The organism is Streptomyces chrestomyceticus JCM 4735 (assembly GCF_003865135.1).
In the GTDB taxonomy this organism is placed as follows: Bacteria; Actinomycetota; Actinomycetes; order Streptomycetales; family Streptomycetaceae; genus Streptomyces; species Streptomyces chrestomyceticus.
Window position 1 is genome coordinate 6,602,852 of sequence record NZ_BHZC01000001.1, and the last position, 12,723, is coordinate 6,615,574.

9 protein-coding genes, 1 pseudogene and 1 riboswitch are annotated in these 12,723 nt (G+C 72.7%); of the genes and pseudogenes, 6 read left to right on the top strand and 4 right to left on the bottom strand.

Going from position 1 to position 12,723, the window contains the following annotated elements:
* Positions 1–119 precede the first annotated feature (119 nt).
* Entirely contained in the window at positions 120–1,289 is a 1,170-nt protein-coding gene (nicT, locus tag EJG53_RS28890) for a Nickel transporter NicT (RefSeq protein WP_125049658.1), read from the bottom strand.
* A gap of 31 nt (positions 1,290–1,320) precedes the next feature.
* Positions 1,321–1,533, bottom strand: a riboswitch (cobalamin riboswitch).
* A gap of 138 nt (positions 1,534–1,671) precedes the next feature.
* Here nicT and EJG53_RS28895 point away from each other — a divergent pair.
* The 3 genes from EJG53_RS28895 to EJG53_RS28905 all read left to right on the top strand — a co-directional run bounded on the left by EJG53_RS28895 (position 1,672) and on the right by EJG53_RS28905 (position 4,945).
* Positions 1,672–2,841: an ABC transporter substrate-binding protein gene (locus tag EJG53_RS28895; protein ID WP_125049659.1), complete on the top strand. Its 1,170-nt coding sequence runs from the start codon at positions 1,672–1,674 to the stop codon at positions 2,839–2,841.
* On the top strand, positions 2,841–4,040 hold the full coding sequence (locus EJG53_RS28900; RefSeq protein ID WP_244955386.1) for a FecCD family ABC transporter permease: 1,200 nt from the start codon (positions 2,841–2,843) through the stop codon (positions 4,038–4,040). Before EJG53_RS28895 ends, EJG53_RS28900 begins: the two co-directional genes overlap by 1 nt.
* Positions 4,041–4,141: 101 nt before the next feature.
* The gene (locus tag EJG53_RS28905; RefSeq protein ID WP_125049660.1) at positions 4,142–4,945 is read left to right on the top strand and encodes an ABC transporter ATP-binding protein; all 804 of its coding nucleotides are present in this window, start codon (positions 4,142–4,144) and stop codon (positions 4,943–4,945) included.
* Here EJG53_RS28905 and EJG53_RS28910 read toward each other — a convergent pair.
* From EJG53_RS28910 to asnB, 3 genes and pseudogenes are all read right to left on the bottom strand, one after another.
* Positions 4,933–5,901, bottom strand: coding sequence for an L-tyrosine/L-tryptophan isonitrile synthase family protein (locus EJG53_RS28910; protein ID WP_125047344.1), 969 nt, complete (start codon positions 5,899–5,901; stop codon positions 4,933–4,935). The genes EJG53_RS28905 and EJG53_RS28910 overlap by 13 nt on opposite strands.
* Positions 5,898–7,177, bottom strand: a pseudogene (locus EJG53_RS28915) (cytochrome P450 family protein). The gene EJG53_RS28910 and the pseudogene EJG53_RS28915 overlap by 4 nt, the downstream one beginning before the upstream one ends.
* Before the next feature lie 72 nt (positions 7,178–7,249).
* Positions 7,250–9,124, bottom strand: a complete 1,875-nt coding sequence (asnB, locus tag EJG53_RS28920; RefSeq protein WP_125047345.1) for an asparagine synthase (glutamine-hydrolyzing) — start codon at positions 9,122–9,124, stop codon at positions 7,250–7,252.
* Between the two features lie 480 nt (positions 9,125–9,604).
* On the opposite strand from asnB, the gene EJG53_RS28925 reads away from it, so the two are divergent.
* The 3 genes from EJG53_RS28925 to EJG53_RS28935 are packed head-to-tail and all read left to right on the top strand — an operon-like array spanning position 9,605 to position 12,641.
* Positions 9,605–9,844 (top strand): hypothetical protein, encoded by a 240-nt coding sequence (locus tag EJG53_RS28925; RefSeq protein ID WP_125047346.1) that lies wholly within the window; start codon positions 9,605–9,607, stop codon positions 9,842–9,844.
* Positions 9,841–12,165, top strand: a complete 2,325-nt coding sequence (locus EJG53_RS28930) for a heavy metal translocating P-type ATPase (protein WP_125047347.1) — start codon at positions 9,841–9,843, stop codon at positions 12,163–12,165. The genes EJG53_RS28925 and EJG53_RS28930 overlap by 4 nt, the downstream gene beginning before the upstream one ends.
* Positions 12,162–12,641 carry a copper chaperone PCu(A)C gene (locus EJG53_RS28935; protein WP_125047348.1) on the top strand — a complete coding sequence of 160 codons (480 nt, stop codon included), beginning with the start codon at positions 12,162–12,164 and terminating at the stop codon, positions 12,639–12,641. The genes EJG53_RS28930 and EJG53_RS28935 overlap by 4 nt, the downstream gene beginning before the upstream one ends.
* Positions 12,642–12,723: the final 82 nt, after the last annotated feature.

Genomic DNA, 12,723 nt, shown 5'->3' on the forward strand with positions numbered 1-12,723 from the left:
GGGCGGGACGGGCCATGGCCTCGGTTTGAGGGCGGGCGGGTCTGCCACTACCTGAACCCGGCGCCACGGCCTCCCGTCGCGGAGGCCGTGGCGCCGGGTTCAGGTGCCTCAGGCAGTGGTCAGGCGGGCTCTCGGGCCGCCTCCGTCGCCCGTGCCGACCAGCGCTTCTCCACACCGGCCAGCCGCCAGTACGCCAGCGCCGCCGCCCAGACCGCCACGAACAGGCCGACGATGATGAAGCCGACGTTGTCCAGGTCGATCGACGAGATCCAGCCGGTCACGCCGTCCGTCAGGTTGAGCTTCTCGTGCAGCACGGTGACCAGTTCGATGGTCCCGATGAAGAACGCCACGGCGATCGACAGACCGGTGATCGTGAGGTTGTAGTAGACCTTGCGCACCGGGTTCGAGAACGCCCACTGGTACGCGAAGTTCATGAACGTACCGTCCAGCGTGTCGAACAAACTCATCCCCGCCGCGAACAGCAGCGGCAGCACCAGGATCGCGTACCAGGGCAGGCCGGCCGCCGCGCCGCTGCCCGCCATCACCATCAGCGTCACCTCGGTCGCGGTGTCGAAGCCGAGGCCGAAGAGCAGGCCGAGCGGGTACATCTGGCCGGGGCGGGTGATGGAGCGGGTGAAGCGGCCCAGTACGCGGTTCATGAAGCCGCGGGAGTCGAGGTGCTGCTCCAGCTCCGACTCGTCGTACCGGCCCTCCCGCATCGCCCGGAACACCCGCCAGATGCCCGCCAGCGCGACGAGGTTGAGCGCGGCGATGAGGTAGAGGAAGCTGCCGGAGACCGTGGTGCCCACGGTGCCGAGCACCTGGTGGGTGCTCGATCCGTCGTCGAGCAGGGTGCCGGCCAGTTGTGCGCCGCCGGCGACCAGTGCCGCCATGGCGACGACCACGCTGGAGTGCCCGAGCGCGAACCAGAAGCCCACCGAGACCGGGCGCTTGCCGTCGGCCATCAGCTTGCGGGTGGTGTTGTCGATGGCGGCGATGTGGTCGGCGTCGAAGGCGTGCCGCATGCCGAGGGTGTACGCGGTGACGCCGAGGCCGACCCCGAAGACCTGCGAGCCCACGGTGTAGTGGTGCGGCACGACCAGCAGGAAGAGCACGCCGAAGGCGACGACGTGCAGGGCGGCTATGACTGCCATCAGCCCCGCGGTCCGTACGGTGTCCTGCCGCCGCCAGCGGAATCCGGGCAGTGGCAGGGGGGTGGAAGTGGCAGGTGGGGACGGTGAGGGGGAGGGGGAAGGAGAAGAGGAAGGGGAATTGGTGGACAGGGGCATCCGGTGGTCACGCTCCAGCACCTCGTGGATCAGTTCGTGAGATGCCGTGGCCGGTCTCCTGGCTGACGGGTGTGCGCGCCCGCCCCTGCCTTCCCGGTCGCGGGCTGCGGCCAGTGGCTCCGTACGGGCGCGGGGCGCGTACGGAACGGGGCGGGAACTTCCCGATCACAGTGGCGAGGGCCGCTCCGGTCTGGACCTGACGGTCTTCACCGGTCTTCCCGACACCACGGCCCGGACACTCTAACGCCCGGCCGCGCTGTGGTCATCGGACCAATACGGCGGGAACCCGGGGCGCCGTCCGCTCGACTACCTGGTCCCGGGCCCGCAGGTGCGGGCCGTCGGGCGGTCGAGAGGCAGGGAGAGCGGACGTATGCGTCCTCGGATGGATCTGGTGGAGCCGGTGGCCGGGAGCCGGCCGGCGCGGTGCGGCCGGTCGGTGGCGGCGGTGGCGGGGGTGCTGGCGGTGGCCGCGCTGGTCAGCGGTTGCGGCGGTGCCGACGGGCGTACGGCGGCGGGGGCCGCGGACGGTCAGAGTGGCGGAGCGGGAGGCTATCCCGTCACGGTCACCGATTGCGACGGGCGGCGGACGACGTTTTCCGAGGCACCGCGGAAGATTGTCACGAGCAATGCGGCGAGCCTGGAAATGCTGCTCCGGCTGGGGGCGGGCGACCGGGTCTTCGGTACCGGATTCCCGCCGGGGAAGGGCGCGTTGCCGCCCGAACTCGATGCCCGGGCGCAGCGCGTCCCGGTGCTGGGGAAGACGGTGATTCCGAAGGAGAAGCTGCTCGGTTCCGGTGCTGATGTCTATATCGACACGTTCGCTTCCATGGGCGCCATGGGGGGTGCGGCGGCCGGTCCGACCGAGGAGGAATTCGCCGCGGCGGGCATCAAGCACGTCTATCTGGCTTCTACGGCCTGTGCGCCGCGCAAGAAGGTGCCGCAGCAGGACCTGTCCGCGGTGGAAGGCGACATCCGGCGGCTCGGGCAGCTCACGGGCACCTCGCGACGTGCGGTGCACCTGGTGGCGGAGATGGAGAAGAAGGTTTCTTCGGTACGTACGGCCCTCGCTGACGTGCCCGCGGCGCAGCGGCCGTCGTATTTCTTCTTCGACTTCGACGCGGGGACGAAACAGCCCGTCGCGGTCTGCAACCGGCAGGTGGCTAACGCGGTGCTGACCGAGGCCGGGGCACAGAACGTCTTCGCGGACTGCGCGAGCGATTTCCGGCCGGTGTCGTGGGAGGACGTGGTGGCGAAGAACCCGGACTGGATCCAGCTCGGCGTACGGAACCGGGGAAGTGCCGCGGCCACCGAGAAGGCATTCGACGAGGCCGCGAAGTTCCTCAGGGAATTCCCGGCCACGGCGGGACTGCGCGCGGTGCGGGAAGGGAAGTTCCTGCGCATCGGCTCGGAGCAGACGACCATCGCCGGGGTGGGCAATGCCGATACGGTGCGGCGGATCGCGGCGACGCTCTACCCGGATCGGCTGGCAGGGGCAGGGGCAGGGGCAGGGGCAGGGGCAGCGGCAGGGACCGGGTCCCGGGCGGGCCACTGATGGCATCGCCGGGTGAGAGGCAAGAGGCCGTCGAGCAGGCTCCCGAGCAGGCCGTCGAGCAGGCCCCTAAGCAGGCCGTCGAGCAGCCTCCTGAGCAGGCCGCCGGGCGGGCCGGAGGAGCTGAAGGACGGGCAGCCGGCCAGGCCCGTACCCGCTGGCTCGCCCTCGGGCTGCTGGTCGCCCTGCTCGCCGCGCTGACCGCGGCCGTCGCACTCGGTGCTACCGACATCGCCCCGGCCGAGGTGTGGTCGGTGGTGTTCCGGCGGCTGGGGGGCGAGCCGCCCCGGCCGGGTACGGACGATCTGATCGTCTGGCAGCTTCGCGTCCCGAGGGCGCTGCTCGCCGCGCTGGTCGGCGCGGGTCTCGGGCTCGTCGGTACGGCCACCCAGGCGCTGGTGCGCAATCCGCTGGCGGACCCGTACCTGCTGGGCATCTCGAACGGCGCTTCGCTGGGCGCGGTGGCCGCGATCGTGCTGGGCGCGGGCACCGTGGCGGGGGCGGGCGGGGTGTTCGAGCTGGGCGGAGGGGTGGGGCTGTCGCTGGCCGCCTTCGCCGGGGCGCTCGCCTCGTTCGCGCTGGTGTGGACGCTGGCTCGCCGGGGCGGTGGCTTCGCGCCGCTGCGGCTGGTGCTGGCCGGGGTCGGCATCGGGCAGTTCCTGGCCGGGTTCACCAGCTACCTCGTACTCCAGGCCGGGGACGAACAGCAGACGCGCGGCGTGCTGTTCTGGCTGATGGGCAGCCTGGGTGGGGCCACTTGGGGCACGCTCCTGCTGCCGGCCGTCACCGTACCGGCCGGACTGCTGCTCCTCCAGGCGCGGGCCCGTGCGCTGAACGCGCTGACGATGGGGGACGAGACGGCGGCGAGCGTCGGCGTGGACGTCGTACGGCTGCGCCGGACGCTGTTCGTGGTGACCAGCCTGCTCACCGGCGTCCTGGTGTCGGTGTCCGGGGCGGTCGCCTTCGTGGGGCTGATGGTGCCGCACCTGTGCCGGCTGATCGTCGGGGGCGACCACCGCAGGCTGCTGCCGCTGGCCGCGCTGACCGGGGCGCTCCTGCTGGTCGTGGTGGACATCGTGTGCCGTACCGCCATGGACGGCCAGGAACTGCCGGTGGGCGTGGTCACGGCGGTGATCGGCGCGCCGGTGCTGCTGTATGTGCTGGACCGGCGGCTGGGAGCCGGAGCGGGGGCGGGAGCGTGAGCAGGATCGGAGCCGGGGTAGGGAGCGGGAGCATGAGGGCGGGGAGGCGCGTCGGCATGGCCGGTGGAGGGGTACGTACGGAAGCCGTCACGGGCCACGGCATGCGGATCGACATCGAGGATCTGCGGGTATCGTACGCCGGCCGGTGCGTGGTGGCCGGGGTGCGGCTGATGGCCGCGCCCGGCGAGATCGCGGGCGTGGTCGGCCCGAACGGCAGTGGCAAGTCCACGGTGCTGCGTACGGTCTACCGGCACCTGAACCCCGAAGCGGGCCGGGTGCTGCTCGCCGGGGAGGACATTCGGACCATGCCACCGGCGCGCACCGCCCGGCACATCGCCGCCCTGCCCCAGGAACGCGGCGGCGACTTCGAACTCACCGTCCACGAGGTGGTGGCGATGGGCCGCACCCCGTACAAGCGGGCGTTCGCGGGCGACGACCGCGCCGACCGGGAGACGGTGGCCCGTGCCCTGGCCGACGTGGGGCTGGCGGAGTACGGCGGGCGGCGGTTCTCGGCGCTCTCCGGCGGGGAGCGGCAACGGGCCCTGCTCGCCCGTGCCTTCGCCCAGGCGCCGGACGTCCTCGTCCTGGACGAACCGACGAACCACCTGGACGTACGGCACCAGGTCGAGCTGCTGAACCTGCTGCGCGGCCGGGCCTGTACGACGCTCGTCTCCCTGCACGACCTGAACGCGGCGGCCTCGGTCTGCGACCGGCTCCATGTGCTGTCGGAAGGGACGGTGGTGGCGTCCGGCGCGCCGCGCGAGGTGCTGACGCCGGAGCTGCTGGCCGAGGTGTTCGGGGTGCGGGCGGCGGTGGTCGATCATCCGCTGACGGGGGACCCGCTGATCGCCGTCGATCAGCGTGAAGTCGCGGTTCCAGCCGCAGTCGCGGATCAGGAGAGCTGAGCCGCTGCCGGCCGTCCGGCCTCGTGCGCGTCCCGCACGTAATGGCTCGGGCGGCCGTCCCGGTGGACGAGCCGTCCGAGCCGCGCCGCGTCCGCCGCGCGCATCAGCCGTACGCCGTCTCCGTCCGCGTCGCGCAGCACGCAGGCGTGCCACGGCGTCATCCACACGTCGGGCGCGTCGAGCAGACGGATGCCGAACTTCGGCGTGCCGGGCGGCTGCGGGTGGATGGACAGCCGGAGGGCGTCTGGATGGTGCTCGGCGATCAGCGCGCCCCAGGCGCGGCTGCGCTGGACGACTCCGTAGGCGCGGGTGCGGCAGGCGCGTTGCAGGGCGGAGCGGGTGCCTTCGAAGCCGGTGGTGTCCTCGAACAGGAAGCGGGTGATGCCTCGGTACAGGCGAAGCGTTTCGCCGCCGTGGGCGGCCGCGTCCCGGGTCTCGGCGCGCAGGGAGTCCAGGGAGGGCGCGTACCGGCGGTGCACCTCGGCGCGTTTGGCGTCGCAGGGCCGGTCTCCGTAAACGTCCCGCAGGTCGAAAGTGGTGAGGTGGGACAGTCCGGCCGTACGGATCATGGTGCGCAGCGTGTCGTTGTACGCGTCGACGTGCGGGTCCGGGACGCCGATCAGATCGCTGAAGAGGTGCCCGTCGGAGCAGATGACGAGCCGCGCGCCCGGCGCGTACAGCTCCCCGATCCGGGCGCACAGCCGGTCCAGGAAGCGCAGGGCGAGGCGTTCACCCTCGTCGGGGAGCCGGCCGACGACCTTGGCGGGGTTGGGGGACTTGCAGGGGAAGCCGGGGAGGGTGAAGCGGATCGGGCGGCCGGTCGCCACCAGGGCTTCCAGGTGGCGTAGTTGGTGCGGGAAGTGGGCGGGGGTGGCTGCTTCGGCGGTAGGCGTCGTCTCCGGGGTGCGGCGGTGAGGGAGGAGGGTGCTGAGGATGGCGGCCGCTGTGCTGGTCATCGGGCCTCTCCGGGGGTGACAGCGGGGGCGGTGGTGTCGTACGCCACCGGAAGCTCCCCGACCCCCCGCGCGAGCACCGCCGGTATCCAGTTCAGCTCGCTGTCCGGTACGGCCAGGCGGAGCCCCGGCAGGCGGCGGAGCAACGTCTCCAGGGCGATGTGCAGTTCGGTACGGGCCAGGGTGGCGCCCGGGCAGAAGTGGATGCCGTGGCCGAAGGCGAGGTGGGGGTTGGGGGACCGGCCGAGGTCCAGGGTGTCGGGTGCGGGGAAGCGGGCGGGGTCGCGGTTGGCCGCGCACAGCGAGACGATCACGGAGTCGCCGGCCGGGACCCGGGTGCCGGACACGTCCGCGTCCTCGGCGAGAAAGCGCCAGGTCGTCAGCTCGAAGGCGCTGTCGTAGCGGAGCAGTTCCTCGACGGCGCGGGGGAGGAGCGCGGGGTCGTCGCGGAGCGCGGCGAGGTGGTGCGGGTGGCGCAGCAGGGCGGTCAGGGCCGTCGTGATCTGGTGGGTGACGGGTTCCTGTCCGGCGACGAGGAGTTGGAAGATCATGGAGTCCCGTTCCGCGCCGTCCAAGGCCCCGTCGTCGTGGGCGGTGACGAGACGGGAGAGCAGGTCCGTGCCGCGCTCCTGCCGCTTGTGGTGTACGAGATCAGCGATGTAACCCTGCAGGCCGCGCAGTCTCGCCTCGTAGGCCGGGCGGCCGGGGTCCGTCGGACCGACGGGCTGGACGACCTTGCCCCAGTCCCGGTCGAAGCGCCTGGTGAACTCGTCCGGCAGGCCGATGACTTCGGCGAGGACGAGAAAGGGGAAGCGGGCGGCGAACGACGCGACGAGATCGGTGGTGCCGCCGCACTCCGGGCCCTCGGCCGGCGGCAGCTCGTCCAGCAACGCGTCCGCCAGGGCCTCGAAACGCGGGCGGAGTTCCGCGACGCGCCGGGGCGCGAAGGCGTCGGTGATCAGTCGGCGGAGGGCGGTGTGCCGGGGCGGGTCCTGGTGCAGCAAGTGCACCTGGAGCTGGGAGTGCTGCGGCTCCGGCATGATCGAGGCGCGGGCGCGCCAGGCCGCGTTGCCCCGGGAGTGGTGTTTGCCGAGCCGGGGATCGTTCAGTGCCCGGTGAGCGGCTTCATAGCCGGTGACGAGCCAGGCACACACACACCGCTCGGGAACCGGACGCGGTGGACCGGGCCGCGCTCGCGCAGTTCGGTGTAGAGGGGGTACGGATCACGCTTGTAGCTCTCGCCGTAGAGAGGGATCGGTTCCGGTTCGGGAAGGGGCATGGGGAGGGGCTCCTCAGGGATGGGCCGGTCGGGGGATGTGTGCGTGCACGGGCTCGTAGGTGCGCGAGGGGATCAGAAGGCCAGCTCCGGGCGGTACTCCTCCAGCCACAGCGACAGGTCGACGACGCGTTCCAGGCGCAGGCGGTGCCCCCACTGGAGGTGCTCGGGCGGGATGTCGAGGAGGGGCTTGACGACGCTCTCGTCCACCAGGTCGCGCACGCGGCCCTGACCGGTCGCGAGCGCGTCGCGGGCCATGTCCTGGAGGCCGCGGTTGTACGCCGGGTGGTGGGTGGCCGGGTAGTGGTTCTTGGGGCGGTGGAGTACGGAGTGGGGAGCGAGGCGGGCGCCCGCGGCGCGCAGCAGGCTCTTCTCCCGGCCGTCGAAGTCCTGGAGCGCGACCGGGGCGTTGAAGACGTACTCGACGAGACGGTGGTCGCAGTACGGCACCCGCACCTCCAGTCCCCGCGCCATGCTGAGGCGGTCCTTGCGGTGCAGCAACTGGCGCAGCCAGCGGGTCAGGGACAGGTGCTGGAGTTCGCGCCGGCGGTGCTGTGCCGGTGTCTCGCCGTCCAGGTGCGGGACGGCGGCCAGCGCCGACCGGTACGTGTCGGCCCGGAACTCGCCGATGCGCAGCGTGTCCGCGAGCGCCGGGTGCAGCGGCATGGCGGCCTCGTCGCCGGTCACCAGCAGCCAGGGAAAGGTGTCGGCGTCCCGCGCGGCGGGGCTGCGGAACCAGGGATAACCGCCGAAGACCTCGTCGGCCGCCTCGCCGGACAGCGCGACCGTCGCGTGCCGGGCCATCTCGCCGAAGAGGAGGTAGAGGGAGGTGTCCATGTCGCCGACGCCGATGGGCGAGTCGCGGGCCGCCACCACGGCCGCGCGGTGTGCCGGGTCCAGCAGTTCCCTCGGGTCGAGGACGACGAGGCGGTGGTCGGTGCCGATGAAGGCGGCGGCCTCGGCGGCGTACGGGGTGTCGTGGCCGGTGCGCAGGACATCGCCGGTGAAACGTTCCACCTGGTCGCTGTAGTCGACCGCGTACGAACGGAGCCGGGCCGCCGGCCCCTCCCGTACGCGCAGTTCGTCCGCCAGCAACGCGGTCAGCACGGTGGAGTCGAGGCCGCCGGAGAGCAGCGTGCAGAGAGGCACGTCCGCCTCCAGTTGGGCGCGGGCCGCCCGCTCCACATGGGAGCGGACGGTGTCCACCGTCGCGGCGATCCCGTGGTCCGGATGCGGGCGGGCCTCAAGGCGCCAGTAGACGCGCTCGGTCAGTCCGCTCCGGTCGAAGACGGCCACGCCACCGGGTTGTACCTCCCGCACCCCCGACCAGAGCGTCTCCCCGGTGCCGAAGAGCAGACCGTACGCCTCCCGCATCCCCCGCGCGTCGACACGCGGCCGGCACGCGGGGTGCGCGAACAGGGCCTTGGGCTCGGAACCGAAGACCAGGCCGCCCGGGATTTCGGCAAAGAACAGCGGTTTGACGCCCAGCCGGTCGCGTACCAGGAGAAGCCGCTCCCGGTGGGCGTCCCAGACGGCGAAGGCGTACATGCCTTCCAGGTGCTCGGTGAGGCCGTCGCCCCACTCCAGGTAGGCACGCAGGACGACTTCGGTGTCGCTGCGGGTCGCGAAGCGGTGGCCGCGCGAACGGAGTTCGGCCCGCAGGGCGTGGTGGTTGTAGATCTCGCCGCTGTAGGTGAGGACGGCGTGCGGCGGTCGGTGCGGTACGGGTGCGGGTGAGGCGGCGGGCGCGGTCATGGGCTGCGTACCGCCTGCCGGGTCCAGGACGGCCAGGCGCCGGTGCCCGAGCGCGGCGTACGGGCCGCACCAGGTGCCCGAGGCGTCGGGGCCGCGGCGGGCCAGTGCGGAGGTCATCCGCTCGATGACGGAGGTCTGGGCGCGCGGGGGTTGGGGGCCCTCGCGGTAGGAAATCCATCCGGTGATGCCACACATGGACCGAACTCCTCGGCGATCGGCAACTGTTCACTCACACGCCCGGGGCCGGTCGTGCGCACGCTTCACTCAGAGGTCGGGCGGAAGGGGAGAGGAGTTCCCGGCGCGGTACGGGAATTCCGCCGAGGGGGTGCGGCAATTCCGGTGGGGTGGTGGCGCGAAAGGCGGTCGTAGCCCTAGGTAGTCGGACGGGCGGCCGGGTGAGTTCCGGCGGGTGACCAGGACAAACCTCACGTGGGGCAAGAGGCGGTGAGAGAGGGGGAGGGGGCCGATCGCCGTGCCAGGATGGCGGCTTCGGGTGGTGGGGCGGGGCGCGAGGCGCGCAGCGCGGGGACCGGAGGACGGTAACCCTGAGCTGTGCCGCGCATTGTCTCCCCTTTCCGTTTCCCCTTTCCCTCGCCTCGCTTCAGGACTTGGCGAGTCCCGTTCCCCTTTCCTCTTTCCTCTTTCCGTCGTCTGTGTACGTGTATCGGAGCGGCCATGCCTCTCGTAGAGCGTCTGTCATCCGCACTGCCCGCGAAACCGGTGATCGGGTTCGTGGCACTGCTCGCCGTCCTGTTCGTGGGCGCGTACGGGGCGGGATCGGCCGCCGGACCCGTGGCGCCGGGCATGCGGCCGAGCGGCACGCTCCCCGGAGCGCCGCAACAACCCGGAAGCGGCGACTCCATGGACGGGATGAGCGGTATGGACGGCATGAGCGGCATGGGCGGTAGGGGATGAGCGAGCGCGTCACCGTACTGACGGTGGGCGGTATGACCTGCGCCGCCTGCGTGAACCGGGTGGAGAAGAAGCTGGGCCGGCTCGACGGAGTGACCGCCACGGTGAACCTGGCCACCGGCAAGGCCCGAGTCCGCCACCCGCCCGGACTGCCGGTGACCGATCTCCTGGCGACGGTGGAGGCCGCGGGGTTCACGGCGGAACTCCCGGAGAGCGAACCGGCCGGTCCGGCGAAGGAGGCACCTGCCCCTGAAGGGCAGGCCCCGGACGCCGAACGCAACCGCCTCCTCGTCACCGCCCTGCTCTCCGTCCCCGTACTCGTCCTGTCGATGGTCCCCGCCTGGCAGTTCCGCAACTGGCAGTGGCTCTGCTTCGCGCTGACCGCGCCGGTCGCCGTGTGGGGTGCGCTGCCGTTCCACCGCCGTGCGGCACGCGGTCTGCGGCACGGCGCCGCGACGATGGACACGCTGGTCTCCCTCGGGGTGGCCGCCTCGTTCGCCTGGTCCGCGTACGCGCTCTTCCTGAGCGGCGGCACCGCGCACTTCTACCTGGAAGCGGCGGTCGGCGTACCGCTGTTCGTCCTCGCGGGACGGCGGCTGGAGGCCGGGGCCCGGCGGGGTACGGGGTCCGCGCTGCGGGCGCTGGCCGAACTGGTCGGCAAGGACGTGTCCGTACGGGTACCGGCCGACGCGGCGGGCCAGGGCTCCAGCGTCGGCCTCACGGACGGTGCCGCTACGGTGGAACGCCGTATTCCGGTGGCCCGGCTCCAGGTCGGCGACCGGTTCCTCGTACGCCCCGGGGAGCGGGTGGCCACCGACGGCACGGTGGTGGACGGCAGTTCCGCCCTCGACCTCTCCCTCGTCACCGGCGAGAGCGGCCCGGTGGAGGTCGGGCCGGGTTCGGCGGTCGTGGGCGGCGCGGTGAACGTGGGCGGCCTCCTCGAAGTACGGGCGGCCGCGGTCGGCGCGGACACCCGGCTGGCCCGGATCACCCGCCTCGTGGAGGAGGCGCAGACCGGCAAGACCCAGGCACAGCGCCTGGCCGACGCGGTCGCGGGAGTCTTCGTCCCGGCCGTGCTGGCGGTGTCCGTGACCGTCCTCGGCTTCTGGCTGGGCGCGGGCGCCGACCCGCAGGCGGCGGTGACCGCCGCGGTGGCCGTCCTCGTCGTCGCCTGTCCCTGCGCGCTCGGACTGGCCACCCCCACCGCCCTGCTGGCCGCCACGGGCCGGGGCGCGCAGTTGGGCATTCTGGTCAGCGGACCGCAGGCCCTGGAGCGGTTGCGGCGCATCGACACTCTGGTGCTGGACAAGACCGGCACATTGACCACCGGGCGGATGAGCGTGATCGCCATGACGACCAGTGCGGGGGATACGGGCAGTGGTAGCGCGGGCGCCCCCGGCCTCACGGCCGACGAGATCCTCCGGCTGGCCGCCGCCGTGGAGCACGGCTCCGAACACCCCCTGGCGCGCGCCATCACCGCGTACGGCGACCTGCGCCGCGAAGCCCTCGCCGAGCACCGGCCGCCGCCCGCCGCGCGGCACTTCGCCGCGACCGCGGGGTACGGCGTGACCGGCGAGGTGGACGGCCGGTCCGTGACCGTCGGGCGGCCCGGCGAGCTGTCGGCGCTGCCCGCCTCGCTCGCGGACGCGGTCCGTACGGCCGAGACCGCCGGGCACACCGCCGTACTGGTGACCGTCGACGGCACTCCGCAGGCCGTCTTCTCCATCGGCGACACGCTGCGGCCCGACTGCTACCGGGCCGTCGACCACCTGCGCCGCCTCGGCCTGCGGCCGGTGCTGGCCACCGGGGACCGGGCGGCCACCGCGCGGGCCGCCGCCGGACACCTCGGAATCACCGAGATCCACGCCGGAGCACTCCCCGAGGAGAAGGCCGCGCTGGTCACCACGTTGCAGGAACACGGCGACCGGGTCGCGGTGGTCGGCGACGGAGTCAACGACGCGGCCGCGCTGGCCCGTGCGGACCTCGGCATCGCGCTGGGCAGCGGTACGGACGCCGCGATCGGCGCGGCCGACGTCACCGTGCTGCGCGAGGACCTCCAGGCCGTACCCGACGCCGTACGGTTGGCCCGGCGCACGCTGGGCACCATCCGCGCCAACCTCGTCTGGGCCTTCGGCTACAACCTGGTCACCGTGCCGCTCGCCGCCGTCGGACGGCTGGACCCGATGACCGCGGCCGCCGCGATGTCGGCGAGTTCGCTGCTGGTGGTGGGCAACAGCCTGCGCCTGCGGGCATGGAAGCCGGCCTCCCGCACCACTCGCACCGCGAAAACGTTCCGTACCTCGATCACCCCGGACACCCCATGACCTCTGCCACTCTGCGCTCCGCCGCCGTACCGCTCCTCGCGGGTGTGCTGACCCTCGGCTGCCTCACCGCCTGGACCGTCACCGGCAACGCGGGCACCCCGCCTCGGCTGGACGTGACCGACGGCCGGATCCTCACCGCCTCCAACACGGAAGCCACCGCGGCCTTCTTCACCATCAGCAACACCGGCACCACCGCCGACGAACTGACGGGCGTCACCGCGCCCGCCGGGCTGCGGGCCATGGTCGGCCGCGACGTCGAGGTCGCCGCAGGGGCGCACCGGATGGGGATGGCCGGCGCCGTCCCCGTCCCGGCGCGCGGCGCCCTGCGGATGGCGCCGACCGGTCTGGACGTCATGGTCAGCCCGCCACCGCGCCTCGTACCGGGCGACCGGCTCACCTTCACGCTGCACTTCCGTCACAGCGGCCCCGTCACCGCCGAGGCCGTCGCCGTACGACCGGGCCAGTTGCGGCTCTGACCCGGCCGTACGCCGAGAGCCGGAGGCCGGTGCCCCGGGCGCGAGCCCGGGACACCGGCCTTCAGGCATCCGGCTCCGCCCT